This is a genomic window from Pseudomonas sp. TH15 (genome assembly GCF_016651105.1).
GTDB lineage: Bacteria > Pseudomonadota > Gammaproteobacteria > Pseudomonadales > Pseudomonadaceae > Aquipseudomonas.
On record NZ_JAEKEL010000001.1, the window covers coordinates 4388684 to 4410834 of the forward strand.

The 22151-nt window shown below is 58.2% G+C and carries 39 protein-coding genes and 1 pseudogene; 2 read left to right on the forward strand and 38 right to left on the reverse strand.

From position 1 onward, the window contains the following. Positions 1-6: 6 nt before the first annotated feature. From JFT87_RS19605 to JFT87_RS19675, 15 genes and pseudogenes are all read right to left on the reverse strand, one after another. On the reverse strand, positions 7-300 hold the full coding sequence (locus JFT87_RS19605; protein ID WP_201203880.1) for a DUF1799 domain-containing protein: 294 nt from the start codon (positions 298-300) through the stop codon (positions 7-9). A 17-nt stretch (positions 301-317) separates the two neighbouring features. Beyond that, entirely contained in the window at positions 318-707 is a 390-nt protein-coding gene (locus JFT87_RS19610) for a phage tail assembly chaperone (protein WP_201203881.1), read from the reverse strand. Positions 708-710: 3 nt separating this feature from the next. Next, entirely contained in the window at positions 711-1364 is a 654-nt protein-coding gene (locus JFT87_RS19615; protein WP_201203884.1) for a phage tail protein, read from the reverse strand. 70 nt (positions 1365-1434) lie between these two features. Further along, positions 1435-1854: a phage tail terminator-like protein gene (locus tag JFT87_RS19620; RefSeq protein WP_201203887.1), complete on the reverse strand. Its 420-nt coding sequence runs from the start codon at positions 1852-1854 to the stop codon at positions 1435-1437. Beyond that, positions 1851-2507 carry a hypothetical protein gene (locus tag JFT87_RS19625; RefSeq protein ID WP_201203889.1) on the reverse strand — a complete coding sequence of 219 codons (657 nt, stop codon included), beginning with the start codon at positions 2505-2507 and terminating at the stop codon, positions 1851-1853. Before JFT87_RS19625 ends, JFT87_RS19620 begins: the two co-directional genes overlap by 4 nt. Positions 2508-2509: 2 nt before the next feature. Beyond that, positions 2510-2899 (reverse strand): hypothetical protein, encoded by a 390-nt coding sequence (locus tag JFT87_RS19630; RefSeq protein WP_201203891.1) that lies wholly within the window; start codon positions 2897-2899, stop codon positions 2510-2512. A gap of 2 nt (positions 2900-2901) precedes the next feature. Continuing rightward, complete coding sequence (locus JFT87_RS19635; protein WP_201203893.1) at positions 2902-3279, reverse strand: hypothetical protein; 378 nt, start codon at positions 3277-3279, stop codon at positions 2902-2904. Positions 3280-3289: 10 nt separating this feature from the next. After that, positions 3290-3595 carry a HeH/LEM domain-containing protein gene (locus JFT87_RS19640; RefSeq protein WP_201203895.1) on the reverse strand — a complete coding sequence of 102 codons (306 nt, stop codon included), beginning with the start codon at positions 3593-3595 and terminating at the stop codon, positions 3290-3292. A 55-nt stretch (positions 3596-3650) separates the two neighbouring features. Beyond that, positions 3651-4628 carry a major capsid protein gene (locus JFT87_RS19645; protein WP_201203897.1) on the reverse strand — a complete coding sequence of 326 codons (978 nt, stop codon included), beginning with the start codon at positions 4626-4628 and terminating at the stop codon, positions 3651-3653. Positions 4629-4631: 3 nt separating this feature from the next. Next, entirely contained in the window at positions 4632-5405 is a 774-nt protein-coding gene (locus JFT87_RS19650; RefSeq protein WP_201205289.1) for a hypothetical protein, read from the reverse strand. Between the two features lie 81 nt (positions 5406-5486). Further along, a complete protein-coding gene (locus tag JFT87_RS19655; RefSeq protein ID WP_201203898.1) occupies positions 5487-5972 on the reverse strand; it encodes a DnaT-like ssDNA-binding protein in 486 nt (161 codons plus the stop codon). A gap of 8 nt (positions 5973-5980) precedes the next feature. Beyond that, positions 5981-7074 (reverse strand): annotated as a pseudogene (locus JFT87_RS19660) (minor capsid protein). Beyond that, complete coding sequence (locus JFT87_RS19665; protein WP_201203899.1) at positions 7010-8470, reverse strand: DUF4055 domain-containing protein; 1461 nt, start codon at positions 8468-8470, stop codon at positions 7010-7012. The pseudogene JFT87_RS19660 and the gene JFT87_RS19665 overlap by 65 nt, the downstream one beginning before the upstream one ends. Beyond that, entirely contained in the window at positions 8470-9960 is a 1491-nt protein-coding gene (locus tag JFT87_RS19670; protein ID WP_201203900.1) for a terminase, read from the reverse strand. Before JFT87_RS19670 ends, JFT87_RS19665 begins: the two co-directional genes overlap by 1 nt. A 1-nt stretch (position 9961) precedes the next feature. After that, entirely contained in the window at positions 9962-10483 is a 522-nt protein-coding gene (locus tag JFT87_RS19675; RefSeq protein WP_201203901.1) for a hypothetical protein, read from the reverse strand. A gap of 101 nt (positions 10484-10584) precedes the next feature. Between JFT87_RS19675 and JFT87_RS19680 the strand changes: the two genes are divergently transcribed. After that, entirely contained in the window at positions 10585-10944 is a 360-nt protein-coding gene (locus JFT87_RS19680) for a hypothetical protein (protein WP_201203903.1), read from the forward strand. A 76-nt stretch (positions 10945-11020) separates the two neighbouring features. Here the strand turns inward: JFT87_RS19680 and JFT87_RS19685 are convergent, their stop codons facing one another. The 23 genes from JFT87_RS19685 to JFT87_RS19795 all read right to left on the reverse strand — a co-directional run bounded on the left by JFT87_RS19685 (position 11021) and on the right by JFT87_RS19795 (position 21107). Next, positions 11021-11275, reverse strand: coding sequence for a hypothetical protein (locus JFT87_RS19685; protein ID WP_201203906.1), 255 nt, complete (start codon positions 11273-11275; stop codon positions 11021-11023). Continuing rightward, positions 11272-11460, reverse strand: coding sequence for a hypothetical protein (locus JFT87_RS19690; protein WP_201203908.1), 189 nt, complete (start codon positions 11458-11460; stop codon positions 11272-11274). Before JFT87_RS19690 ends, JFT87_RS19685 begins: the two co-directional genes overlap by 4 nt. Further along, the gene (locus JFT87_RS19695) at positions 11457-11648 is read right to left on the reverse strand and encodes a hypothetical protein (RefSeq protein ID WP_201203910.1); all 192 of its coding nucleotides are present in this window, start codon (positions 11646-11648) and stop codon (positions 11457-11459) included. Before JFT87_RS19695 ends, JFT87_RS19690 begins: the two co-directional genes overlap by 4 nt. After that, a complete protein-coding gene (locus tag JFT87_RS19700) occupies positions 11645-11866 on the reverse strand; it encodes a hypothetical protein (protein ID WP_201203912.1) in 222 nt (73 codons plus the stop codon). Before JFT87_RS19700 ends, JFT87_RS19695 begins: the two co-directional genes overlap by 4 nt. Further along, positions 11863-12078 (reverse strand): hypothetical protein, encoded by a 216-nt coding sequence (locus JFT87_RS19705; protein WP_201203914.1) that lies wholly within the window; start codon positions 12076-12078, stop codon positions 11863-11865. The genes JFT87_RS19700 and JFT87_RS19705 overlap by 4 nt, the downstream gene beginning before the upstream one ends. Before the next feature lie 53 nt (positions 12079-12131). Beyond that, positions 12132-12464: a phage holin, lambda family gene (locus tag JFT87_RS19710; protein WP_085731213.1), complete on the reverse strand. Its 333-nt coding sequence runs from the start codon at positions 12462-12464 to the stop codon at positions 12132-12134. 72 nt (positions 12465-12536) lie between these two features. After that, entirely contained in the window at positions 12537-12794 is a 258-nt protein-coding gene (locus tag JFT87_RS19715; RefSeq protein ID WP_201203916.1) for a hypothetical protein, read from the reverse strand. 340 nt (positions 12795-13134) lie between these two features. Then, a complete protein-coding gene (locus JFT87_RS19720; protein WP_201203917.1) occupies positions 13135-13464 on the reverse strand; it encodes an FxLYD domain-containing protein in 330 nt (109 codons plus the stop codon). A gap of 136 nt (positions 13465-13600) precedes the next feature. After that, complete coding sequence (locus JFT87_RS19725) at positions 13601-13888, reverse strand: hypothetical protein (RefSeq protein ID WP_201203919.1); 288 nt, start codon at positions 13886-13888, stop codon at positions 13601-13603. Between the two features lie 65 nt (positions 13889-13953). Beyond that, entirely contained in the window at positions 13954-14499 is a 546-nt protein-coding gene (locus JFT87_RS19730; RefSeq protein WP_201203922.1) for a hypothetical protein, read from the reverse strand. A 139-nt stretch (positions 14500-14638) separates the two neighbouring features. Continuing rightward, a complete protein-coding gene (locus JFT87_RS19735) occupies positions 14639-15334 on the reverse strand; it encodes a hypothetical protein (RefSeq protein WP_201203923.1) in 696 nt (231 codons plus the stop codon). Further along, positions 15331-15930, reverse strand: a complete 600-nt coding sequence (locus JFT87_RS19740) for a recombination protein NinG (protein ID WP_201203927.1) — start codon at positions 15928-15930, stop codon at positions 15331-15333. Before JFT87_RS19740 ends, JFT87_RS19735 begins: the two co-directional genes overlap by 4 nt. Further along, positions 15921-16151: a hypothetical protein gene (locus JFT87_RS19745; protein WP_201203929.1), complete on the reverse strand. Its 231-nt coding sequence runs from the start codon at positions 16149-16151 to the stop codon at positions 15921-15923. The genes JFT87_RS19740 and JFT87_RS19745 overlap by 10 nt, the downstream gene beginning before the upstream one ends. Then, positions 16151-16552 carry a recombination protein NinB gene (locus JFT87_RS19750; protein WP_201203933.1) on the reverse strand — a complete coding sequence of 134 codons (402 nt, stop codon included), beginning with the start codon at positions 16550-16552 and terminating at the stop codon, positions 16151-16153. The genes JFT87_RS19745 and JFT87_RS19750 overlap by 1 nt, the downstream gene beginning before the upstream one ends. Beyond that, on the reverse strand, positions 16549-16716 hold the full coding sequence (locus JFT87_RS19755) for a hypothetical protein (RefSeq protein WP_201203934.1): 168 nt from the start codon (positions 16714-16716) through the stop codon (positions 16549-16551). The genes JFT87_RS19750 and JFT87_RS19755 overlap by 4 nt, the downstream gene beginning before the upstream one ends. Then, complete coding sequence (locus JFT87_RS19760) at positions 16713-17090, reverse strand: hypothetical protein (RefSeq protein ID WP_201203936.1); 378 nt, start codon at positions 17088-17090, stop codon at positions 16713-16715. The genes JFT87_RS19755 and JFT87_RS19760 overlap by 4 nt, the downstream gene beginning before the upstream one ends. Then, on the reverse strand, positions 17087-17455 hold the full coding sequence (locus JFT87_RS19765) for a phage protein NinX family protein (RefSeq protein WP_201203938.1): 369 nt from the start codon (positions 17453-17455) through the stop codon (positions 17087-17089). The genes JFT87_RS19760 and JFT87_RS19765 overlap by 4 nt, the downstream gene beginning before the upstream one ends. 1 nt (position 17456) lies before the next feature. Then, positions 17457-18263, reverse strand: a complete 807-nt coding sequence (locus JFT87_RS19770) for an ATP-binding protein (protein WP_201203952.1) — start codon at positions 18261-18263, stop codon at positions 17457-17459. Continuing rightward, complete coding sequence (locus JFT87_RS19775) at positions 18253-19059, reverse strand: hypothetical protein (RefSeq protein ID WP_201205291.1); 807 nt, start codon at positions 19057-19059, stop codon at positions 18253-18255. The genes JFT87_RS19770 and JFT87_RS19775 overlap by 11 nt, the downstream gene beginning before the upstream one ends. After that, complete coding sequence (locus tag JFT87_RS19780) at positions 19059-19505, reverse strand: hypothetical protein (RefSeq protein WP_201203953.1); 447 nt, start codon at positions 19503-19505, stop codon at positions 19059-19061. Before JFT87_RS19780 ends, JFT87_RS19775 begins: the two co-directional genes overlap by 1 nt. Continuing rightward, on the reverse strand, positions 19502-20305 hold the full coding sequence (locus JFT87_RS19785) for a phage antirepressor protein (protein ID WP_201203954.1): 804 nt from the start codon (positions 20303-20305) through the stop codon (positions 19502-19504). The genes JFT87_RS19780 and JFT87_RS19785 overlap by 4 nt, the downstream gene beginning before the upstream one ends. 63 nt (positions 20306-20368) lie before the next feature. Next, positions 20369-20836: a YmfL family putative regulatory protein gene (locus JFT87_RS19790; RefSeq protein WP_201203955.1), complete on the reverse strand. Its 468-nt coding sequence runs from the start codon at positions 20834-20836 to the stop codon at positions 20369-20371. A 64-nt stretch (positions 20837-20900) separates the two neighbouring features. Further along, the gene (locus tag JFT87_RS19795) at positions 20901-21107 is read right to left on the reverse strand and encodes a Cro/CI family transcriptional regulator (protein WP_034152713.1); all 207 of its coding nucleotides are present in this window, start codon (positions 21105-21107) and stop codon (positions 20901-20903) included. A gap of 107 nt (positions 21108-21214) precedes the next feature. On the opposite strand from JFT87_RS19795, the gene JFT87_RS19800 reads away from it, so the two are divergent. After that, positions 21215-22081 carry a S24 family peptidase gene (locus tag JFT87_RS19800; protein ID WP_201203956.1) on the forward strand — a complete coding sequence of 289 codons (867 nt, stop codon included), beginning with the start codon at positions 21215-21217 and terminating at the stop codon, positions 22079-22081. Positions 22082-22151 lie beyond the last annotated feature (70 nt).

A 22151-nucleotide genomic window follows, 5' to 3' on the forward strand; every position in this document is an offset into this window, starting at 1 on the left:
GCTCCATTACTTTGATTCGCTCATGACGAGCAGGGCCTCGACCTCCATAGCCTGAAGGTCTGGGAAGATCTCTCTGAGTTGTTTTCTGGATGTGCCGACAAAGTCGGAGACGTCTCGAAGAGCCGTGTAATCAAGGCCGGTAGCCCCGCCCATGCCCGTGCGCCACTGCGTGGACATGGCGTTGAAGAGCACGAAGGTCGGCCAGTTTTCGGCCAGCACTTCGCACTCTTCCTCGGGGATGTCAGAGATGGATAAGCCGAACGCCGCCAGATCTGCCTCAGACGGACCAGGCTCGTACATCAGGCGGGCGACCTTCGTCAGTTTCCCAGGCGTACTGCTGAGAATGCCTTTTGATAGGCATCGACAATCGCATCGCCGGCCCCGGCCGAGGTTTCCACCAGGGCGCGAATCGATTCGGGGCTCAGCTTGTCTTCAAAGCCCCAGCCGGTGACCAGTTGAGTCACCTGCTCGACCTGCCGCTCGACGTGAGAGTCGGTGATCTCGATCAGAGTGAGGTCGTCACCCTTGGCCTTGAAACGCTCTCGGTCTTCCTTCGCGCTCTCCTGCCAGCCAGCGAAAAGCTTCGCGAGGTCCCTGCGATCGCGGTACTTGAATTCAAACGGCACCTTGATCGTGGTGCCGCCGACGCGAGGAATATCCACGTCAGCTTTGAACGTCGGGTTTTGGGCGATCTTGAATTTAGCCATGGGTTACACCGCCGCCGCGTAACGAGTCGGGCGCGCAGCCAGCGACAGCGTGATGGTGCGGGTCATGATGTTGTTGCGGGACAGCGTCGGAGTCGAGGTGATCGACACGTACGCGTTGTAATAGATGACAGACCCGTTAGGCAGGGTCAGACGCAGCACTCGGGGCGCGCGGTCTTCGTCGGCAGTCTCCACCACGGCCACGTACGGCAGATCCGGATCATCTGCAACGGTTATGGACATGCTGATCGGCGACTTCGTGGTAGGCAGCTGACGATCGTCGGATTCTTCCAAGAAACCGAAGGTCGTGAACTGCTGCTCGCCACCAGAACTCGAGCTATCGGTGATCTGGCTGATTTGCGCCCAGCCACTCGCGGCGCGCACCGATCCGGCGCCCGCGCCCGCAGTGTAAACAACGGTATTGGTGGTGTTGATGCCTTCGAGCTCGAACGTGCCCGAATCGGATTCGGCTATCCGCGCGATTTTGTCATTCAGACGGGTCCAGCCGGACTTAACGACGATCACATCGCCGTCCGCGAGGCCGTGCGCTGCCGCAGTGGCGACAGCCGGATTGGCGTTGCTGATAGCAGTTACTGGCTTCAACGCACTGAAAATCGCGGCGATCTCGAGAATGGAGCCGTTGGGGAGAATTGCGCTCATGGGTTTTCCTCTTTGCAGAAATGACAAAACCCGCTCAATGGCGGGTTCTGGGGGTTGCCCAATGGGCGGATTAAGTTGTGGTGTCAGCGCGGTACTGGAAAGACACCGGCACTACGAAATTTGTGTCGCCGGGAATGCCTGGCCCCTGGTCAACCGGCGTCAACGTCACAACGGTGAGTGCCCCTTTCGTGTTTCGCTCATACAGCGGGAAAAGCGCGGCGATCTGATCCGCCAGCGCTCCAGCTGCGCCGCGGTACTTGCCTGAGGGCGTCACGATGCTGACCTGAAATACTCCAGTGAAAAGCCTGTGGTCACCGCCGAGTGTGTTGCTCGCGGTGTCGGCCGGTAGCGTGAAAGCCCTCAGGTAAGTGGCGTCGTCGCCGGGAGTAAAGGCCTCGTTCTCGACCACGACCTTCAGCGGATTCGGCAACGCTTTTGCCCAGGCGATCAGCTTGGCTTCGTAGATCGAAGCAATGACGTTGTGGCTCATACCTGATTGTTCCTGATGGCCTCAAGCACGATCTGCTGGAAGCGAGCCACAGTGATGCGAACCATGCCGCCCGGCGCTTGGGTGGAATGCCCGAACTCCAGCGGAATCGCGTAACCAAGGCTGTTGGTGATGTAGCAGGTATCCCCTGCTTTGAACTCAATGGCACCGGCAACGATTCGCGCCGTTGATTTGGCACCGCTCGGATCGACTTCTTCCGTCGTGGTGCTGTCGGGCGCGCCGATGCTGAACATCCAGTTGCCGCGGAACCGGCCGCCGACGTAACCCTTGCCAGAGACCAGTCCGTTCACGTTGAAATTCTGTTCACGCTCAGCCTTGGTCAGCGGCTTGGCGTATTTCACACCGCTGCGGAGCTTGCCGGCCTTCGTGAAGTTCGACTCGTCAAGATTGATGATCGTATTGCGGACGTTGACCTTGAAGTCGTAATCGTCTGCCGCCCGGGTGTTCGCTTCGCGATGAACGATGTTCGCCGCCCAGATTTCGGGGTTGCCCACTGGTGACATACGAATGACGCTGTTACCGAGCTCGATGATGATCTCGCGAAGACTGGCGTCGATGGCTTCCGTGGCTTTGGCTGCGAATTCGGCAAGGCTCAGTGCAAAGCTACCGGACTGTCCGCCGTACTTGGATGCCATCTTCAAACCCTCAGTTGAATTGTCCAGGTGGCGCCAACTGGGTCCTGGCTGACGTTCAGAGCGCGCTTTCTGTCGATGATGTCGCCGATTTTCGGCTCGGCAATCATCGCTGTCGGCACTCCCTCAACAGTGAGGTACAACTCGTTCTGCAAGATCAGCAGCTTTTCGTCGGTTGTCTGGATCAATGACCCGTCGATTTCCTTGGCCAAGTAGCTGCCAAATACTCCACGACCGCCGTAGGTGGTGGTCACTTCGGGTGCACCGCCCAGATCAGGGTCATACTCGCCCGCAACCTTGCGCACACCTGTCACTGGCTTCACCGCATCGGCAAGGCCATCAGGATCATCGAACGCTTCAGCCATTTCAGCCTGGAGCTCTTCGCGCATGCCCATGATCAGATCCTCTTGAGCATCATTACGCCGGAGCGCTTGATCCACGGATCGAGCAGTGCCAAGGCGAAATTTACGCCCGCTGACTGATCGGTAGAGCCAGCCACGTAGGTCTTGCTCACTGACGTGCCGGACTGAGCCGATACGGTCTTGCTCTGCACTTCCTTCTGCGTGGACGTGTACAGCTTGCCCGCCGCCGCCTCTTTGGCGACCTGAGCGCCGGCTGTTTTGATCTCGGCCGGAACCGGATCTGGAACAGCCCGCTTAATCTTGGTCGTGAGCCAGGCATTGGCCATGGTCACGGCAAGGGCCGGATCACCGGTGCCAGCCCAGCCAGGACCAAGCTGGGCGTCAACATCGGCGACGGTGATGAAGTCGGTCATGTGCTCGTCCTTATTCCGCCGGCACCAACGCCTGCAGGTCTTCTTTCTTGGCGGTTGCGTCGAAGGTGATGCCCTTCTCGGTCAGCCATTCTTTCAGCTCGGGAACCTTCATTTTCAGAGGGTCGGTTTCCGGGGCTTCCTGCTCATTGCCGTCCGAGACCTTGATGCCAGCCGCTTGGTAGGCATCGACGATATCCGGTGCATCGCCATCGACGACCACCTCGGTGGCGGAGCCGATGACACCGAAGAATTCGCTCAACAGGCGATAGCACACGCCGCGCTCTTTGCCCGGCTTGTCCGTGTAGATCACTTTCATAAGTCACCTCAAAAGCATCCCGGCGCCAGACGGGCGCCAGGTTGTGCGGGCCGAGTTACGGCGTGGTGGTACCGCTGATCACGGCGGCGAATGGGACCTGCTTGCGGCTGAACACGCGCTGCCAGTTGGCGGCGGCGGCGTATTGGGTCGCGGTCGGGCTGGCGTTCTGAGCTTCAGAACCTTTCCAGCTGAAACCGGCAGGCTGGAGGATGTAGGTCTTCCGCTCCCAAAGCACTTCCGCGCCGCCACCGTTGCCGCCACCTGGCTTACGCTCGAGTTCTACCGGCACCTTCGGCGTACCGTCGCCATAACCGAATGCGCCTTGGCCGAAGAACACGGACAGGTATTTGCCCGCGCCATATACCAAGGCATCGTCCATGAACACCGGCTTGCCCAGGTAAGTGGCCAGAATGATCTTACCGTCGGAGTCGCGCAGGTACTCGATGAGATCCTGTTTGACCATCTGGTTCATCACCACCGAGTGCACGCCGATCGCGCCAAACTGGTCGGCCGCATCACCGGCGGTGAACGCAGCATCCTGGAAGGCGTTCGCGCTGATGGTCGCGCCCGCGTCGATGACCATGTCACCGCCGTTATTCGCAATGTTCGAGGCGATGATGCCGCGAGCAGCTCCCAGGGTGTAACGCTGCCACTGGCGAGTCCAGTAGGTGCCGAAGCGGTTGCGGATCTGCTGCTGTGGTTCGGTGTTGGCCAGCTCTGCGGTCAGGTCGGTAACGCCGTAGCCTTTGTTGAGGTAAAGAACGCGGGCACGCATGCTGTCCTGCTCGACTTTGCCAACTTCGCCTTGGTCGTTCGGGTCGTCGTTGCTGATGTTCGGGGCTTCATCAGCGTTGAGATCCTGCCAGTAGCTGATCTCCGCGGTGCCCTGACTGCCGGAGGCGATCGCGTCCAGCACAGGCGAGCGGGTCACAATGCCCGATTCGTAAACAGCGGTCTTTTCCGGGCTGTTAACCGGCGCCAAGGAGGCGTAGTAGTCGCCGACGAAGATGTCGGTCAATTGGGTAGTTGCCATGGATTAGGTTCCTTTGGTGGCCTGGAGTTTTTTGAATGCGTCGGGGTTGTCCCGGGCCAGCGCGGCGCGCTCCTGCTCGGTGTACTCGCCCCATTTCTTCGTGGCCTTGCCACCTTGATCGCCGGTCTGACCGGCACCCTGAGCCCTTGGCCAAAGGTGTGTTGCTGTTTCACGCAGCGATTCCGCCCATTCGAGCGGCGACAGCGGGGTTTTCCCGTCCTTCCCGTAAACGACCTCGCCGTCACGGTCGGTGGCGATTGCCTCGCCGTCTTCACTGAGTTTGAAAGTGCCCCGGGCGCGCAAGATGATGTCCTCGGCAGCCTCTGGAAGCGCGCCGGCCTTGATGGCGGCAGCGCGGATGGAGTCGGCCAGCACTTTGTCGCTGTACTTGGCAGCGAAGGCTTCGGCCTTGTCGGCACGCTCGTTGGCGGCTTTGATTTGCTTCTCGGAGTCGGTGCGCAGGCGCTCGGTGCGGCGGTTGATCACCTCGTCGAGCTTGCCCTCTGCAATCAGCTTCGTTTCTTCGTCCTGACCGACCTTGACGAGCAAGCCTTTAACCGCGTCGATATCCAGGCCTTCAAACTGACCTTTCAGCTTGTCCAGTTCGGTTTTGATGGTCCGGTTGGAGCCCAACAATTCCTGATTCTTGGACTTGAGCCCGTTTACTTCCTTGTCCAGATACTCCTGAACTTTTCCGCCAAGCGCCTCCTGGAGGGCTGCAGTCTGAGTTGCGTCGAGGGTGAGGCCAGCGGCGGCTGGGTCAAATTCAAATGGCATGGGTATCCCCTGGGGATTGGTTGGCCCGCCTGGCGGGCATAAAAAACCGCCCATTGGGCGGTTTGGTGTGAATTCTGTGCTTTACCGAACTATTGAAAGTCCGCGCATGACAAGGTAATCAGCGAACTGCGTCCTACTCGGCGCGTATGGCGGCGGGCGCATGCGAAAGCCCGGGGTAGCGCGATTGAGCCGCGTCCGCCGGCCGTTTGGTTCAGTGCAGTGAGTTGGCTCTTCGATCTGGAAGCCCTGTTCGGCGGCGTATAACTCAACTGCCAGCCGTACTTGGCCCCACTCAAGCTCAAAGGGCACGAACGTGTCGGACAGCGTCTGATATTCGATCTTGCAATCGCGCCGTGGCCAGGCCATGGCCTGATTCGTATTGGCCTTGCGTCCTTTCCATTGGCGAGCGTTGATATCGGCTGCAGCGCGCAGCAGAAGTTCGACCTGGTCAGCCTCTGCTTCAGGTATCCGGAACCCGTAGTAGTCACGGTAGAAGGTCAGCTTATCCAGCGGCACGAAGCTATTGGCGTCCGGCCTACCCTTCCCGTCCTCAACGATAATCTGCATGCGCTATCTCAACCTGGTTGAGCGCTGAGTGTAACGCCTGCTCGGATGAACATGTCAGGCTCTGCTTCCTTCAACTGCGCCAGCGTCAGCGGCTTGAACGACTTGTCGAGCTGCAGCTTGGCGAACTTCTCAGGAGTCAGCCCCCATCACGGAACAACTTGGCCCGCACCGGGCCGAGAGCATGATCCTGAAAGCTCGACGGCTGTGTTGCCAGCCACTCGTAATAGTTCAGGCTGGCGTCGACCTGCGTCCCGCCGCTCTCGCCCACCGAAGCGCGCGTGGCGTCCTTTGCGAACAGCTCCGAAAGCCTAGTTGTCGGCACCGTGGTTGACCGGCAATTGATGTGCGCCGGCGGCAGAGGCCCTTTGCCAAGGTCGAAGCGCATACCGTCCAATCCTTTGCATTGCTGCGAGGTCTTGCGGTCGAGTGTCGAAACCCACCGATAGCCCAGAACCACGTCGCTGTTGGCCTTTAGCGTTTCCATCCGCGCCGTGGTGGCCACATGCTGGATTGCCGTCTGCACCACAGAGGCGGCGTTGCGATTGCTCACCGCCAGGATGCCGTCCGTGAAGTTTTGCGTCGCGGTGCCGCGAATCGTCTGGATGATCTGGGCGTTGGTTTGACCCTGGCCGAAGCCGAGTCGAATGGTGTTCGTGACTCGCATCGTCTCGGTGCGCGTCCAGCCACTGACGAAGCTCTTCAACAGCTTGCCGCCGTCGATACCCTTCACCTGCAACGGATACGAAAAGATCGCTGCACGGATGACGGTATTGGTCGGAACGACCGCGTCAATTGACAGCGCATTACTCAAGCTCTTGGCTTCAAATGTCGATTCGTACAGCGCGATATCGACCAGATCGGTCTGCACCAGGTCGCCATAAGCCTTGTAGATCTCCAACAGTTTGCCGTCCACTCGCGCCAGAAACTGTTCGAGACGGTCGCGGCTGTAGGTGGTCAGCTCCTTGCGTGTCAGTTGCTCCCGCACCAGTTTGTCGATCTGGCGCAGGTACTTCTCGAATTTCTTTACCTCACCAGCCTTAAGCCGCTCCAGCATTACCGAGTGGCGGGTTGTCTGCTCCAGTAGTTGGCTGTCCGCCTGCACCTGACTTGTCGTTGGCATCTTCTTTGTCCAGGTTGATGCCGGCCGACTCGCGCTCATCGCTGATCAGGTCGGCTTCGTCTTCGTATGGGCGATCCGGCAGCTTGCCGGTAGTGAGATACTGCCAGTAGGTGTCAGCGCTGATCGTGCCAGCCATCACACCCTTGAGCAGTTCCGCGAGCACCTGGGCGTCGACCGTTGGGGTCACGAATTCAGGGGTCACCTTGAACTTGACCTGCTTGGGGTCGTAGCCCTTCCACTCGGCGGCGTACCGCAGGCCTTGCTCCACCGCCTCGGCCACCGTGATGACGATGCTGTGCAGCGTGGCATGCTGGTCGTTTTGGCGTGTTTTTCGCGCCTCTCCCGACTCAGTACCGCCCACGTCCATAACCTTGGCGCCAGCCTCAAGCGCGGCGTTCTTCTGGTCATCCATGGCTTTGCGGACTGCTTCAATGCCGGCACCTTGGAACTCCAGGTAACCGCACTCGCCATTCGGGCCCAGATCCCAAGCAGCAGATGGCCCGGTCACGCTGAGCTCTACAGACTCATCAAGTCCAGACACCCACGGCTGAGGGTGGCTGGTCTGGTGCAGGGCAGTGAAGTAATCAGCGCTCAGTTGGTAGGACTTCAACGCGGCGCGCGCCATCGTCAACAGCGGCACCTCATCGACGTCCGGCGAGTTGTCGGTCGATCCGCAGTAGATCACCGGCAAGTACGACAGGCCTTTGACCAGGCGGTTGTCCGTTCCTGTGGTGCCCAGCGGCTTTTCGTTCTCGACCAGCTCACCGCCTTCATTCCGCACGGCGGTGTAGCAGACCTCGTTGAGCATGAAGAACTCACGGAACACAGTGTCGCAGTCATGACTGTATCGATCGCCGCCCTTCTTGCGAAACTCGCGGAATACCGAGAGGACCAGATCCTGCCGGCCGCCTTGATCAGCGGAGTCCCAGTTGATCGCGTTGCGCGTGGCATACGTCGAGAAATACGGCTCGCCGCGATCATCGATGTTCACCACCAGCGGCACCCGACCGTGCGAGATAGCCTGGCGCACCATGCGGAAGAACAGTTGCTTCAGACCGAAGCCGTCCGCAGTTGCGTTTTCCTCCAGTCCTTTCAGGCCGCCGGGCAGTTCGATCTCCGGGATCAACCGAGATACCAAACCCATCATCGAACGCAATGAGTCACGCACCCAGTGTTCGTATTGAGCGCGGTCGGTGTAGTTTTGGTACAGATACTTGTTGCCGGCGCCATCCAGCTTTTCGGCTTCGACCATTCCGCTCGGCTTGGGCAGATTGCGCTCGTTGCGCTTCACGGCGCACTCACCCTCGAGCGCGTCGTCCATCATCTCCCACTCCGCGATGTGCGCGTCGTAGTCGGGGTTTGTCGATTGCACTGGCATCAGGCCAAGCCTCCAATACGGCGGACACCGCCTGTGCGTTTACGTCTGCCCATCGAAACAGCGAAGTAGCGAAATGCATCCGCGCCGTGTGATGACCAGTCGTGTAAGGGTTTGTCTTTCCAGCAGCCCCGCTTGTCGTCCCACTCCTTTCGGTAATTCTCCAGACAGGAGATACCCAGTTCGCACTTGGACTCATCGAAGGCGCAGGCCGGAAGGATTTCCCGAACCTGTTCGATGCCTTCGTCGATACCAAGCTTTGGAACAACGCTGAACTTGAGGCTGTATTTCTGCCCGTCGATCTCGTAGCCCTCGCGTGCCAGCTCGCGGCGAGTCTTGCCGTCGCTGCCGAACTCTCGGTTATCGATGTCGTGCGGACCCCAGTGATCGCCATACGTGTATTTGCGATCCTTGAGCGCTTTCATGTAATGCCGAAGGCCTTCACCGCTGTTCTCGTAGAAGTCGATGACGTGGTATTCCTCGCCGACGATCCGGACAAACCAGATCGCCGTAGAGTCGCCGACGCCGATATCCCAGATCGTGTGCACCGGCAGATGGCTGTTGTCGGGTAGTGCGCCGATGCGCTGAGCGGCGTGGAGCTTCGTAAATTGCTTGGCGTAGTAGGCGCCCTCAATCGACTGCTGAAAGGCCTCCGCCGACAGAGACGGATATTCCCGCTTCATGTCGTCGCCAAGTGTCTTCTCCTTGGCGGCGTACCAGGCGCGCTGGCCCGGGTTCGTCTCGATGCCGTGCTTGGCGAACAGCTCGTTGAAGTAGTCGGTCAGGCGCTGCGGGATGACCGCGTCGGTGGGGTCAAGCCAGTACGCCTTGTTTTTCCACCAACTGAAAAAGAAGAACTTCCAGTCCAGCTTGCCGAGCGGCGTGTCTGACAGCAGCTGCTTCTCGGCAGTCTGGGAATAATCGAAGAAGTAGCCGGCCCGGCCCTCAGCCGTGGATTCGATCGTGACAAAGCAGTCAGTCGCCACCGCCTCGAAGGCGCCGGTGACGATCTCGCGCGCCTTGTGCGGAAATTTGGCGCAAATCTTCCCGAACTCGGAGACGTGCAGGTAACGCAGCGTGCCGCCCCGAAACGAGGTACTGACGTAGAGCGAACCGCCCTTGCTGAACACCAGCTCACCGGCAGCGTCGTTGCTCGCAGGGTTTGCAGCGCGGATCTCTTTCGGCAGGTTGTCGTAGGCGTACTTCACCTTCTCCCTGAACAGGCGCTTGGCGTCGTTCAGGGTGTGGGCGATAAGCGCGCACTTGGCCGACTCGAACAAAGCCGCGTCCAGCTGGATGATGCAGCACTCAGTGGTGAAGCCGAGCTGGCGAGCCTTCAGGATGATGTTCCGGGTGTGCATCCCGTCGAAGTATTCGATCTGCTCGTCCGTCATCCTGAAGCGGACTTTCTTCCCGCCTTTGTCAGTTATGAAGTAGAGATTATTGAGCCTCCAACGCTTATCCCGGAGCAGCTTCATGTGCTCGGGCTTCATGTCAGGCGTCCTTCGATAGTTCGTCCATCATCGCGGCCAGGGTGTCGACTGTCTTGTCGCCCTCTTCCGTATCGAGATTGAATGCTTGGCGCTCGCCCTTGATCACTTTGAGCTGGGCGTCGACGCCCGCGTTGAGTGACCGAGCGAAGTCGCCGTGGTTTTCTTCAGTGACCGTGACGCTGGAGAGGAATGTGCTGAGCTTGCTCGCAATGCCGCGCCACTGCGCCAAGCCAGAACGGTGCGCAAGCACGACAGCCGCAGCCTGATCGGATGCTTCCTCGATAATTTCGGCATCAGTGACCAGTTTCTTCTGGTCACCATCCGTGGTCACCGCTCTGGTCACCTTGTCCTTTACGGCAGATCTGACCTTGCTCGTCAGGTCCCGCTGCCAGCCTTCCTTCTCGGCGCGCTTCATGATCGTGTTGTGCGCTACGCCATGCTCAGCGGCGATGGCGCGCAGGGAAAGCAGACCGGCACGGTAGGCTCGTTCGATCGCCTCCCAGTCGGGTTGCTTAGTTGTCATAAATTGTCCCGGGTAGACATAAGGTAGGGATTGAAATAGTGGCGAGTTGCCGGTATTTGTTCGCCTCGACATTTCCGTCGGAGAGTAGGGAGAAGCCAACCATGCAAGAAAACGATCAAAAAACTCCGGAACAGAAAATGGTCGCCTACGCGGCGAGCTATTTCGCCGCCCGCATCGTGTTGTCAGATCAGAATCGGGCAACGTCAAAGGAACTCGACACAGCCAGAAAAACATTTGACTCATTGACTAATTTTTTTGCGGGCGGAGGTTACCTACCCCACGAGGCATTCCTTAGGCCTATCCCAGAAAGTGAGGATGCCTATCTGACGGTAATTATTGGCCAGGATGGTTGCATGCCACTTGCCGACCGAACTGGTACATACACCGTTTCAGGGGAAGTTATTCAGCAAGTCCTCAATATCTATTACGAATCTTGGTTTCATAGCTTGCAAAGAGGCTGACAGGGTTAAGCAATGAAATAGGCTCCATGGAGGGCGCTAAACATCTGCGCTGCAAAGCAATGCATGCGACGGCGCCTCACCCTTCTCCGCCATCCAGCAGCACATCAATCAGCTTCTGCTCGCCCAGGCGCATTGCCCCTAGGCACTGCAAGTCGTCGCACTTGGGACCAAGCCCGAACACCGTCACTTCGCCTTTCGGCCCCATGAGGGTCAGCGCGCCTACAGTGCACTCCGGGTGCACACCGGCATCGAGGTCATCAGCAATCTTGCGCAGGGTCTTGGCGGCGCCGCGCCAGCCCTCCCGCTTGAACTCAACAAGCTTCGCGGTCATGCCGTCACCCCGTGGAGCCACTCTTCAATGATACGGCGCAGAACCGGTTCACTCAGGATGGCTGATGGTTTGTCGCCGGCGATCACGGAGCGCACCAGGTCACACGGCAGCACGTGGACACCGTCTTCAGCCGTTACCGTCAGGTGCGGACGCTGACCGGCGATGTCGTGGATGTCTGCGGTCATGCCTTCACCATATTGTGGGTCTGTGCGTGGGCATGCCCGTGCAGCTCGGCAACGATCAGGCCCTGAGGCAGGCCAGCAGCCTTGGCAGCATCGATGGCCTTGGCGATCGCGCTATCCAGCTCGGTCAGTGCCTTGTTGATGTCCTGGCTCAGCGGGAGCGCGTGGTGCAGGCGGGTGACGTTACTCATGCGCCTTCCACAGGAACTACAGTGATTTCACCCCATACGGGATGGAAGTCGATGTGTTCGCCATCCAAGCAAGTAGGCGGGTCATCACACACCACTGCTATTCCGGCCTTGGTGTCGGCGTACAGCACATAATTGACGCGTTCACCGTCAATGAAAACCAGCCGCAGCCCTCGCCCGTCGTTTACCCAGTGGGCGTTCTCGCCTGATTGATCGCTCATGTCTGATGTCCTTCCAGAGGCTGAGCAAAGGTGAACTTCAAGCCGTCTTCTGGCTGATACGATGAGAAATAGGCGTTCTGCAGAATCACTCCCTCCCCCAGCACGTCCACTGCTGCATCACCGTACTTGGCGATCAGCGCAGACTTAAGCTCGTTCGGAGACAAGGTTAGTGTGATGTTGTTGAAGTGGATTAACGTCTTCTTGATGCTCATACCAACCTCCAATGTCGCGACACAATTTGCTGACTCGCGAAACGTGTCGCAATTTACTCCGCCTTGCGAGTGGGAAGCTTGAAGTCAGTCACCCGATCCGCGATGTTGCGGATCTTCTCCACGCCCAGGAAGCCAACCCAGCCGCCGGCGAAGGTGGCCATGCTCTGGGGCAGGCCGAAAAAGTCCAGGCCGCTGATGATGGTCAACGTCAGGCCGCCGCAAATGGCGCCTTCCACCAACATCTGGCGACGCGTGCCGCCCCCGTAGGTGATCCGCAAAACGGCCATGGCGCAGGACAGCGCAGCGGCATAGAGGATTGGCGAATGCTGGCTCAACCACGCAAGCGCTATCGCCCATGTGTCTGGTTTGTCTGGCATGTTTGGCATCTCTGTTCCTCCCCTTCAGGGAGTCAGGAATAAAAAACCCGGCAAAATGCCGGGCTCTTGGTTTTGGGGTTGTCACATTCCGAAGGACGGACCGGATCTATTTTTCTTTCGCTGCCTCTCCGCCTCAGCCTCCTGATGGCGCTCATCCTCGACTTCCCTCTCGCGCTCGGCCTCAGCTTCCGCATCACGCTGCTCAAGAAGCTTGATATAGCCCTCGGCTTGTTCTCGGGATGGATACGGATTGCCAATGGTCTTCCCGCCAATGAACACCTGATAGAGTTTCTGACCGGTTCTGGAGCCATGACCTTCATTGATGTGGTACTTCGACATACGATTCCCTTCCGCGATGACAAAGTGCCACTCTATCAGAGGCAAGAACGAAAAGGCCCATGCGAATGCAGAGGCCCTTAATAGGTGCGCGCGTCTTTCCGCGCTGTCCGCCAAAGCCCGGATCCACGTCGACGCCCCTTTGCATCGATCTCGCTGATCCAGTCTCGCGCCACCCTGAAAGCAAATCGTGAGGTCAGGTGCGCGGGCTGCCGGTGTTGATTCTGTAGCACTGCACTTACCGGCTTATCAATGTCCAGGCCATCCCGAGGGCTGTCCTGGCTACAGGTAAATTCGGTGCATAAAAAAGCCCCGTTCAAGACGGGGCTTCTGCAAAAACAAATTACTGAGCCTGAATACTGCTCAATTTCGCGTTAGCGAACGGCACCGTAGCAGGCGCCGAGAACCTCCAGTTCTCACCTGGGCCGATATCTGCCCCGTGGGCAATGGTGTTCCCGACTACCGTTCCACCTTCATCATAAAGCTTAAATTTCACGAAGACATTCGCCAGCGTAGCGTTGGTGTTGTTGTGGGCGATCCCTTCTACTACGGAATAGCCCGCGCTAACTTGAGAAACTTGGAGGCCGGAAACGGAAACCCGATCCTCAGCTACTGCGAAAGCGGAAAAAGAATTGCAGCGGCAGCAAAAATCTTGCGCATTGGTCAGGCTCATTTGTGAATTGGATCCCACTTTTGCCTAAGATTTTCGATGATGTCAAGATACTGGCGACAACATATCGACGCGCCAACTCATTTCCCGAAAGCGAAAAAGCCCCGGCAAATGCCGAGGCTCAAAGGGGTCAGACGACCTAAGGTCTGTCGATTTGAATCATGTAATTTGTGCCCTGAATACTTACATGTACTCGAGATGCCTCGTAGTGCTCACACAAGCTGTTGCGCAGCTCTGCGGCCTTCAGCCTGACAATTTCAGGGTTTTCATCGTGAAAACTAACGGTCGTCTCGAATGGCGTGCTGTCAGAGCGATAGGCGGCGAAATACTGCGTCGCCATATCAGCCACCGTGCTCGCAATCCCCGTGACTTCGGTATGAGTTGCTCGATCCATATTGCACCCGTTTTTTGAAGAAGCGCGGATCATTTCACGATCCTGCGAAAGCACAAAGGGCGGCGCATGGTTGGGCCTGAGTAATGAATCGGAAGGGGCTAGATCAGTAGCGCCTGCTCCTCATCTTCCAAAGCCCTGAGAGACTCACCAACCTTTTCATTGAAGATGTTGTAGAGACTTCCTGCAGAAAGAACGGCGTCCTCAGACGCGTCAACCGAATCAGCGAACGAAACTTGAGAACACAGCTTTGAAACCTGCTCTGCCATCTCCCTCACATGCTCATCACGAACCCTAACTCTTGCGAGCGTAACCTGACGGAAAGCTGCTCTCGATTGGTCATTCACATCGACTGGAATGTCGCCACTTCCCCAGCTACCGGTGTCTCTCCACAATTTACATTCAGCCAGGTGAAGAACCGTCGTGCAGCGCATCAGATCAGAAATCGCGATCTGTATGTCACCGAGTGCCTTTCGCTGAAGATCAATCCTCTGCATAAGGATGACTTCTTTGCGCTTTTCAACTCTCGACTCCCTATCAAAGCCAGCGCGTCTTTTCTCCGTCCAAGAGTCAAAAACAGCCTTTAGTAAAGCGCCGATGACCAATGTCACTACAGGAAACCAAACTGACGGGCTGATTCCTTCCAATTCAATCTTCCTTTCAACCCAGGATGCGGAATACAAAAAACCCGGCTCGGTGGCCGGGTTTCGTTTATCAGTCCTACGCACGCAGGAATGACAGGATGGGATTAATTTCGCTCATCCGCTCACTGATGTCAACAGGCAATCACGCTGCCCGCTCAATCAGCAATCCTTCCCCCTCCAAAATGTCAGCGGCATGCGCCAGTGCCTCGTTGACCAAGTTGTCAGCAGCCTTGCCGATATCCTGGCGCCACCGACGCCGCGTCGACTCCGGTGTGCCGTCATTGTCCCAGGTGTTCATGTCGTAGAAGCTGTCTTTCAGGACGATCATGTCGGCAGATCGGGTTTCGTCCTTCTTCGCCTTGGCCTGCCCGGCTGCAACTGCCGCCTTCACCATCGTCTCCCGGCGCCACGCCGGCGCATCGAGTGGGATCTCCACCGATACGGAGGTGACCACCTTAGGGCGCGCCCCCTTCAACTGTGGGATTGCCCAGGCGGTGGTTGCCTTGTACAGAAACAGCTTCGGGGCCGGGGTATTTATGAGGGTCTGCAATGCGGAGATGGCCTTCACCTTGCGCCCCTTATGGGTGCTGTACTTCGCCAGCAGCGCATCCCAGTGCTTCGGTTCGAGCGCACTGTGGAGTCGAGCGGATACCCAGCAGTCCACTTCTCTGCGATCCATGCCGTCGGAACCACGCGAGCGAACCAGTGTCGCCAGATCGCCGCCCTCTTCTTCGTCGACAGCGTTGTACAGCTTCTGCCATGCCTGTGTGCTGGTGTTGTCGATGGCCTCGGCCGCGAGGGCGGAGACAACTGCGTTCAGAACGCTTGGATAGATCATGCTGCAGCCCTCTTCAGTTCTCGGGTCTTGGCTCGGTATTCGGCCTTGATGATTTTGATTTCTTCGACGGTGTGCTTGCTGGGCTGATGAGGCCCTTCAAGCCAAGCCACCTGGTCGGCGCCAATGCGCAGCACCAGCCGGATGCGGTACTCGATCGAATTACCGGACAGGTTGCGGTTGCACTTCACGCACTGGCGGTGAATGTTCAGCGGCTCGAAGCGCAGCTCCGGACAGGCGCCGACAGATCTATAGTGCCCGGCGTCCCAGCGGCTGCCCGTCATGAGGTCATTGTCGTTCGGCATAGAGTCGCAACTGATGCACGGCAGGTGTGCGTCACGCAGGCGAACGTATTCGTTCACCGCCGCCTGGGCTTCGCGCAGGTGATCCGCCCTGCTCTTCAGCTTCTCCTTGCGTACCTGGACCTCGCGGCGATCGCGCTGGGCGATGGCCTTGCGGGCTTTCTCGCTGTTCGCCGGCGCGTGAGCCAGCGCGCATTTCGGGCTGCACACCACCTGCGTGGTGTTGAACATCGGAGAGAACTTGTCGCCGCAGGCCTTGCACGTCTTCTGCTTCGCTTCCTTGAGGGCTACGCGCATGGCTCGGCCTCCTTCGGTACGATCACGGCATTCACCCAGCGAGGGCTGTGTTCGCCCATCACCATCATGACTGTGTAGTCCTTGAAACCGAGGCGGAAGGTTTCGCCAATTTCGGGCGGCGTCTCCTCCGCCGTTTTGATGATTGCCGTTTTATCGAGATACCAGGTGGTGACGTACTTGGTGAGCGCGTCGGCAATGGTGAAAGTCTTGGCCTCTCGCATCAGTAGCGCCCTCCCCACTTGTCCTGCTCAGTCCACTTCACGTCATGCTCGGCGCCGAAGGCATGCATCAGCTCGAACAGATCGCTGAACCACTTCTGCGACTGCTTGCGGGTCGATACGGCCATCACAACGAAGCCACCGTCGAGGCCAGGCTCCGCGCGCTGCTTCTCCAGCGAGGCACTGAAAAGGCACTTCCAGTCCTCGCTGGTCAGTTTCTTGCCGTGCCAGATCACTTGCCCGGATACGTCCTTGAGCATTGCCCACATCTTGCGGTTGCAGACGTCGGGGCGCTTTTCGTCGCGGATCACCACGACCTTCGGTTTGCTCAGGTCGATGGCGTGCAGAACACCTGCCACGCGGTTGGCGTCACGGCGATCTCGGATCGTGTATTCGGGCTTCATGGCCGCCCCTCCTTGCCGCTACCGCGAAAGCACAGATCCAGGCCGAACCCGAACATGCCGATGCCCACGAGAAGACCAAGCCAAGGGCTGAGTAGCGCAAACACGAATCCGGCAAGCAGCGCTGGCACAGCGGCAAAAAATAGTCCTGCGAAGAAATTGCTCATGACTGCACCGCCTTGCTCATAGCGGTATCTAAAAGCGCATCGAGATCTTCACCGATCATCCCGGTGGCGTGAGGGCCGATCCACTCTACGACTTCGATGTAACCGCTGTGGCCGTGCTGAAGCCACCGGTAGCGCTCGGCGTCTTTGCGCAGCGCCTCGCAATCCTGGCGCAGGGACTGAATCGCCCTGAAGTTGGCGCCGTCGCGCAGCGCCTCATTCTCGGCCAGCAACTCCAGCGCCACCTCCTCCACGGTCTTCTCGCCGAGGAATTCACCGAGTGCCTCAGCATTGGGCTTCCACTCCTCACAGTCAGCCTTCCATGAGGCGACTTCACTCCACAGCAGCTTCTGGAGTTTTTGTTTGTCGATGGTCATGGCATCAGCTCCTTTGGAACGCTCACTACCATGCCGAGCTTGTCCGCGACGATGGCGCGGCAGATGGCAACCAGCGGTTCGTCAGCGTTCAGCCATTCAGTTGGTGCGTTCGGGCGATGCGGGTGTGCTACCCAGCCACTGCGGACAGGGCCAAAGCCAATTTTGATTTTGGCGATCAGCGGGCCGCACCGGCTCCAGTCGGTGGTTGGCGAGTAGCGATTGAAAGATCCAGCAGTCCAAACGAGTTGGCTCTTCCACTCCATGCCTGGCATGACAGTGACTTGCTCATCAGCTGCTTTCGCCACCGCCCAATCCAGCGCCGAACCCGACAGTTCCTGCGTGTTCACTTCAACAAATTCCGTCATGTCAAAAGCCCTCCTTGCCGCGCTGTGATTCCCACTCAAACGGAACAACGATCAGTCCGCCCTCCCGCAACCGATCAACGCAGCGATCACCCATTGCCCGACCCAGTTCATCGGCTTGCAGGTTAGAAATAATCACAGTGGGCGCCTCGCGCTCGTACCGGCCGTTGATGATCGCGAACAGCGTCGCCAGCTCGAAATCACCCGGCTGCTCCTTGCTCACGCCGATCTCGTCCAGCACCAGCAGATCGGGATTGATCAGGCTGGCGAGGATGTCGGATTCGGATAACTCGCTCTTGCGGTCGAAGGTCGCCTTAATGGCCTGCAGGACTGCCCCGACGGTGCGGTACACGGCGGTGCGGGCCGTCTTGTGCAGCAGCTCGTTGGCCATCGCCACGCCGAGGTGCGTCTTGCCTGTGCCGGGCTTGCCGATCAACACCATGCAGCGTCCTGAATCGCGGATCTGGTCGAACGTGGCGACGTAGTGACGACAGAACTTCAGAGCCTTGCGCTGCTCGTCATGGTCGGTTTGGTAGTTGTCCAGGGTGCGAGTGGTGAACCGTTTCGGGATCAACGCATCACCCAGCTTGCGGGTCAGGGACAAGCGCAGCTCGTACGCAGCGTTGGCCTTGGCGCTGGCAGCGCGCTCGTCGGCGATAACTCGCAGGCACTCAGGGCAACCGCCCTTCAGCTCTCGGCCAAGCAGCACGGTGACCTTCTGATCGAAGTTGCCGTGTTTCTCGCACTCGGCCGGCTGAGTACGGATCGGTGGAGCGCCTTCAGGAAGTGATACGGCTTTTTCAGAGCGCATAGCTACCATCCTCCCGCTGCTTCAATCCGGAGGTGTAATCGCGCTCGGTGAAGCCGGTGTGACGGGATTGCGGGAACGGGTGCACGTTGCTGGCGAGCTCGGGAAGCTCGTCCTGCCAGCGCTTGCCGTTGAGCCACGTCGCCGGGTGCGGGATGAACTGGCCCCGCTCCTTGGTCCAGTCAGGCGTCAGCACCTGCTTGGCCAGAGCTGAGACCATCAGGTGGTACAGCGCCTGATTCACCTTGAGCTTCGCCCACGCTTTCTCGGCCTTGTCCTTCCCGACCTTGCGCGGGTAGAGCTTCCAGAACGACGCGAACAAGCCCTCGGGCACCACCAGAGCCTGCGACGGAGTGAGGGAATCAGGAATCAGGAATCCGGAATCAAGAGAGAGGGAATCAGCAGGGAAAGAACTGTGCTTGTCTGGTGCCTGCACCGGGCTTGCACCATGCTCACCCTCCGAACCATCTAAACCGGGCATTTCAGGGATGATGCTTTTGGCTTCTTTGACGTGAGGGTTCTGGTGCTTCGACCAGTTCACGATCTGGATCGCCTTGAATGATCCAACGGTGTACCGCGTGATGAACCCCAAATGATCCAGGTCCGCGAGCATCTTTTCGATGTCGACATTGTCGGCCGGGAACAGAGCCATTTTCAGGCGGCGCGGACGATCTTCCAGGCGCCCTTCCCGATCAGCCTCGGTCCACATGCCAATGAACAGCAGGCGCGTTGCGAAATCTACTTCGGCCAGGTGTTCGTTCGAGAAGAACCCCGGTTTGATATTTCTGGATCTGGCCATCATTGGGCCTCCGGTGCATTCGTTGAAGCGTTGGCCATGGCCGAATCCCAGTGCGCTTCGAACGCATCCATAAGGCATTCACTCAGGGCAGAAGCGCAGAGATGCTGGCCTTCGGAAACGCAGAGCTCAGCGTCTTCCACTTCGTCCAGCAGGTAGGAATCGACGTACTTCTTGGTCTGGTCGCGCAGTTCACGGAGAGCGACGAGTTCACGGTAAAGGCCGGCTGGGATCCTCGCTTTTTGCAGTCGCTCGTTATCGGCGATCAGCGCCTGATGCCTTTCCACCAGCTTCCAGATCACGCCAGGCGTTGCTGCCTCTGCGAAAGCCTGATCGAAACCCTCTTGATGCTGCGGGTGCTGGCATTCCAGCGAGCCAAGAGCCGCACCTTTTAATTGGCGGTACTCACCACGATCGAACTCCTCTCGCATTTCACTCATGTAGCTCATGCGGCACCCCGCATAGCCTTGTCATGGGTGAACTGCCCGTCCCAGGTCTTCTTCATAGGTAACTCGCCGGCCAGATACAGGTCGTACAAGCGCACGGCACCCTTCTTCAGCAGAACAGGCGTGAAGGCAATGAACGGCTCTTTGCCGTGGAGGGCGACTTCGGTCTGATGCTCGGTCATGTACTTGTCGCGCGCGTAGGACGCCACGCGGAAGCGGAGGCCGGACTTGCTCTCGTTGTAGAGCCAGTTGCGGCCCTCTAGGAATTTACCCACCTGCATGACGTTGACCCCATTGAGGCCCTTGCAGAATTGGGTATGGGTCATCCCTTCCTTGAACAAGTTCTCCATGGAGTGGATTTTCGAGGCCTGGGCTTCGACCTGGATGGTCAGTTGCAGGCGCTGCTGTTCTGCCTCGAAGGCGAGCTGGATGAGATCCATGCGGGATAGTTCGCGCGGCTGTGACAATGCATTGATCTTGGAGACAACCGAGCGTCTAACCGCTTTAGATTCGCGCATCGATATCAGGAGGCACTGATCCTTGGTCAGCATCAAAGCCTCAGAGGCCGGGCCGCGCTGATTCCTTACTACGAAAGTTTCGTAGTATTCGCCGTCCAGCTCGTCACGGCATCGCGCGGTGAAATCGTTGCGACGAACTTCGCTTTCGCCAAATTCCTTGCGCGCCGCGTTGACCAGGTCGAGCAAGTCGAAGCTGCTCATTTTTTCACGCGACACGTTTTCACCGTTGCCAAATTGTGTCGCGACACTGGCCGGGGTATTGATCGTTTGAATTGATTGGTGCATGATTTACTCCACAAAGCGTTTTAAGAGAGCCAGGCCACGAACCTGGCTTTTTTCGCCTGCGATTTATGCGCGGGCTTTGTGCAACTCGATTACTGCGCCGACAGCCTCAAGACTCGCCGACATGTATTTGGCGTGTAGGGCGCGAATCTTCTTGGCTTCGTTCGCATCGATCTCGCCGTCTTCCAAGGCGGAAGCCACCATCTGATCAAGCGCACCTCGCTGTGCAGATGCAGCCAGCGAGCGCTGGTACAGATCCACGTTATCCAGCTCCCCCGCTTCCGGAATCTTCACGAACACGCCGCCATACATGCCGCAGATGTAGTCGGGCAGATGCTCGGTCTTCGTCTCGCTTTCCAGCACGAAGATTTCGGCATCACTCAACGGCTTGCAGCCTGCTGTCTCGTAGATCTGGTTTTCCAGGCGCTTGTCCTTGATTCCAAGACGCGCAGCTGCGCAATCCAATCCGCCAGGGAAAGCGTTGGACACGGCCGCCATTACTTGGCGGCGGGTCTCTAGTACGGGCGATTTCATGTCCTAGTTTTTCCTTGGGTTGGATGCGGTCAAAATGTCTTCAATGGCTCGGCGGGCGGGCACGTCAGGCGGCTGTTTTCTGTACAGGCAACTGGCACGGAAACGGACGAACCTCCTCCGCTGTCAACTTCCCGTCCTCATGTTCAATGACCAGGATTTCCCTGGCCGCCTTCAAGGCTTTTGAAATGGCTGGAGCGCTGACGCCAAGGCCCTTGGCGACAGCGGACTGACCAATTCGCTCAACCAGTTCTGGCAGTGGCGTCTTTTTCATGTCGTTGCCTCAGCAAACTTTGTCAGACCCAATATTAACCGCCGGTTAGTTTTCAAGCAATACCGGCGGTTGCCGCAATATAATTAACCAACGGTTAAATTTCACGGATGAGCAGAAAGAAAGAACTGTCCCCAGAACTGAAAGCTGAGTGCGACGCCGCCAAGGCGCTTTTCGTATCGAAAAAGAATGCGCTCGGATTGACTCAGGCGAGCCTTGCGGCGGAGGCTGATATATCGGCCGCTGCGGTAGCGATGTACCTGAACGGAACGAACCCTTTGAACGCCAAGTTCGCGTCGGTTCTATCGCGTTTACTTGGCGTTCCAGTCGAGCGCTTCAGTAAGCGACTTGCGCGCGAGATCAGCGGGCTGACAAGTGTCGCCGAAGCGCCATCGGCTTCGACGCTTTCTGCCGCTGATATGGTCCGCCAGATGCTCGATAAGCAGGGCAAAGGGTTGACTGACACGGCCAGACAAAGATTGATGGCAGCCGCTGAAGCAGATGATGCCGGCGGCACCATCGAGCTTGACTACTACCGGCCAGGGGTTGTGGGTGATGAGGTATGGATCGCCCACTACGATGTCCGCGCAGCGATGGGCGGCGGTCAGATCCCACATGACTATCCCGAGATGCTGCAGGATGTCCGGGTGAGCCCCCAGCATCTTCGCGAGATGGGTGTCGAGTTCAAGGAGCATTTCCATCTAAAAATGGTGACCGGTTGGGGTCAGTCAATGGCGCCGACTATCAAGCATCGAGACCCGCTGCTGGTCGACATCAGTATCCGAGAATTCGTGGGGGACGGGATCTACATGTTCTCGTGGGAAGGTCATCTCTACATCAAGCGGCTTCAGTGGATTGGTGACGATCAGATCAAGATGATTTCTGACAATGATCGTCACCCTCCACAAACGATTCGAGCAGACGAGACGTTTATCCAGGCTCGCGTACTTCTAGCCTGGAATGCTCAACTGCTTTAACCACCAAAAATGTACACCATGGGAAATTGTCAGCGCGTTTGGCGTGCGGGCAAGAGCGCTGTATTCAGAG

Coding starts and splice junctions, on each gene's coding strand:
- JFT87_RS19725 (WP_201203919.1), bottom strand. CDS start 13,888: ATGATCCGCGCTTCTTCAAAAAACGGGTGCAATATGGATCGAGCAACT.
- JFT87_RS19795 (WP_034152713.1), bottom strand. CDS start 21,107: ATGAAAAAGACGCCACTGCCAGAACTGGTTGAGCGAATTGGTCAGTCC.
- JFT87_RS19635 (WP_201203893.1), bottom strand. CDS start 3,279: ATGACCGACTTCATCACCGTCGCCGATGTTGACGCCCAGCTTGGTCCT.
- JFT87_RS19685 (WP_201203906.1), bottom strand. CDS start 11,275: ATGACCGCGAAGCTTGTTGAGTTCAAGCGGGAGGGCTGGCGCGGCGCC.
- JFT87_RS19610 (WP_201203881.1), bottom strand. CDS start 707: ATGGCTAAATTCAAGATCGCCCAAAACCCGACGTTCAAAGCTGACGTG.
- JFT87_RS19780 (WP_201203953.1), bottom strand. CDS start 19,505: ATGAGCTACATGAGTGAAATGCGAGAGGAGTTCGATCGTGGTGAGTAC.
- JFT87_RS19770 (WP_201203952.1), bottom strand. CDS start 18,263: ATGCGCTCTGAAAAAGCCGTATCACTTCCTGAAGGCGCTCCACCGATC.
- JFT87_RS19700 (WP_201203912.1), bottom strand. CDS start 11,866: ATGAGCGATCAATCAGGCGAGAACGCCCACTGGGTAAACGACGGGCGA.
- JFT87_RS19695 (WP_201203910.1), bottom strand. CDS start 11,648: ATGAGTAACGTCACCCGCCTGCACCACGCGCTCCCGCTGAGCCAGGAC.
- JFT87_RS19670 (WP_201203900.1), bottom strand. CDS start 9,960: ATGAAGCCCGAGCACATGAAGCTGCTCCGGGATAAGCGTTGGAGGCTC.
- JFT87_RS19625 (WP_201203889.1), bottom strand. CDS start 2,507: ATGGCATCCAAGTACGGCGGACAGTCCGGTAGCTTTGCACTGAGCCTT.
- JFT87_RS19785 (WP_201203954.1), bottom strand. CDS start 20,305: ATGCACCAATCAATTCAAACGATCAATACCCCGGCCAGTGTCGCGACA.
- JFT87_RS19765 (WP_201203938.1), bottom strand. CDS start 17,455: ATGACGGAATTTGTTGAAGTGAACACGCAGGAACTGTCGGGTTCGGCG.
- JFT87_RS19640 (WP_201203895.1), bottom strand. CDS start 3,595: ATGAAAGTGATCTACACGGACAAGCCGGGCAAAGAGCGCGGCGTGTGC.
- JFT87_RS19690 (WP_201203908.1), bottom strand. CDS start 11,460: ATGACCGCAGACATCCACGACATCGCCGGTCAGCGTCCGCACCTGACG.
- JFT87_RS19755 (WP_201203934.1), bottom strand. CDS start 16,716: ATGAGCAATTTCTTCGCAGGACTATTTTTTGCCGCTGTGCCAGCGCTG.
- JFT87_RS19655 (WP_201203898.1), bottom strand. CDS start 5,972: ATGCAGATTATCGTTGAGGACGGGAAGGGTAGGCCGGACGCCAATAGC.
- JFT87_RS19740 (WP_201203927.1), bottom strand. CDS start 15,930: ATGCGCGTAGCCCTCAAGGAAGCGAAGCAGAAGACGTGCAAGGCCTGC.
- JFT87_RS19735 (WP_201203923.1), bottom strand. CDS start 15,334: ATGATCTATCCAAGCGTTCTGAACGCAGTTGTCTCCGCCCTCGCGGCC.
- JFT87_RS19650 (WP_201205289.1), bottom strand. CDS start 5,405: ATGCCATTTGAATTTGACCCAGCCGCCGCTGGCCTCACCCTCGACGCA.
- JFT87_RS19760 (WP_201203936.1), bottom strand. CDS start 17,090: ATGACCATCGACAAACAAAAACTCCAGAAGCTGCTGTGGAGTGAAGTC.
- JFT87_RS19715 (WP_201203916.1), bottom strand. CDS start 12,794: ATGTCGAAGTACCACATCAATGAAGGTCATGGCTCCAGAACCGGTCAG.
- JFT87_RS19790 (WP_201203955.1), bottom strand. CDS start 20,836: ATGAAATCGCCCGTACTAGAGACCCGCCGCCAAGTAATGGCGGCCGTG.
- JFT87_RS19705 (WP_201203914.1), bottom strand. CDS start 12,078: ATGAGCATCAAGAAGACGTTAATCCACTTCAACAACATCACACTAACC.
- JFT87_RS19720 (WP_201203917.1), bottom strand. CDS start 13,464: ATGAGCCTGACCAATGCGCAAGATTTTTGCTGCCGCTGCAATTCTTTT.
- JFT87_RS19675 (WP_201203901.1), bottom strand. CDS start 10,483: ATGACAACTAAGCAACCCGACTGGGAGGCGATCGAACGAGCCTACCGT.
- JFT87_RS19620 (WP_201203887.1), bottom strand. CDS start 1,854: ATGAGCCACAACGTCATTGCTTCGATCTACGAAGCCAAGCTGATCGCC.
- JFT87_RS19745 (WP_201203929.1), bottom strand. CDS start 16,151: ATGCGAGAGGCCAAGACTTTCACCATTGCCGACGCGCTCACCAAGTAC.
- JFT87_RS19665 (WP_201203899.1), bottom strand. CDS start 8,470: ATGCCAGTGCAATCGACAAACCCCGACTACGACGCGCACATCGCGGAG.
- JFT87_RS19750 (WP_201203933.1), bottom strand. CDS start 16,552: ATGAAGCCCGAATACACGATCCGAGATCGCCGTGACGCCAACCGCGTG.
- JFT87_RS19615 (WP_201203884.1), bottom strand. CDS start 1,364: ATGAGCGCAATTCTCCCCAACGGCTCCATTCTCGAGATCGCCGCGATT.
- JFT87_RS19680 (WP_201203903.1), top strand. CDS start 10,585: ATGCAAGAAAACGATCAAAAAACTCCGGAACAGAAAATGGTCGCCTAC.
- JFT87_RS19645 (WP_201203897.1), bottom strand. CDS start 4,628: ATGGCAACTACCCAATTGACCGACATCTTCGTCGGCGACTACTACGCC.
- JFT87_RS19710 (WP_085731213.1), bottom strand. CDS start 12,464: ATGCCAAACATGCCAGACAAACCAGACACATGGGCGATAGCGCTTGCG.
- JFT87_RS19630 (WP_201203891.1), bottom strand. CDS start 2,899: ATGGGCATGCGCGAAGAGCTCCAGGCTGAAATGGCTGAAGCGTTCGAT.
- JFT87_RS19800 (WP_201203956.1), top strand. CDS start 21,215: ATGAGCAGAAAGAAAGAACTGTCCCCAGAACTGAAAGCTGAGTGCGAC.
- JFT87_RS19605 (WP_201203880.1), bottom strand. CDS start 300: ATGTACGAGCCTGGTCCGTCTGAGGCAGATCTGGCGGCGTTCGGCTTA.
- JFT87_RS19775 (WP_201205291.1), bottom strand. CDS start 19,059: ATGGCCAGATCCAGAAATATCAAACCGGGGTTCTTCTCGAACGAACAC.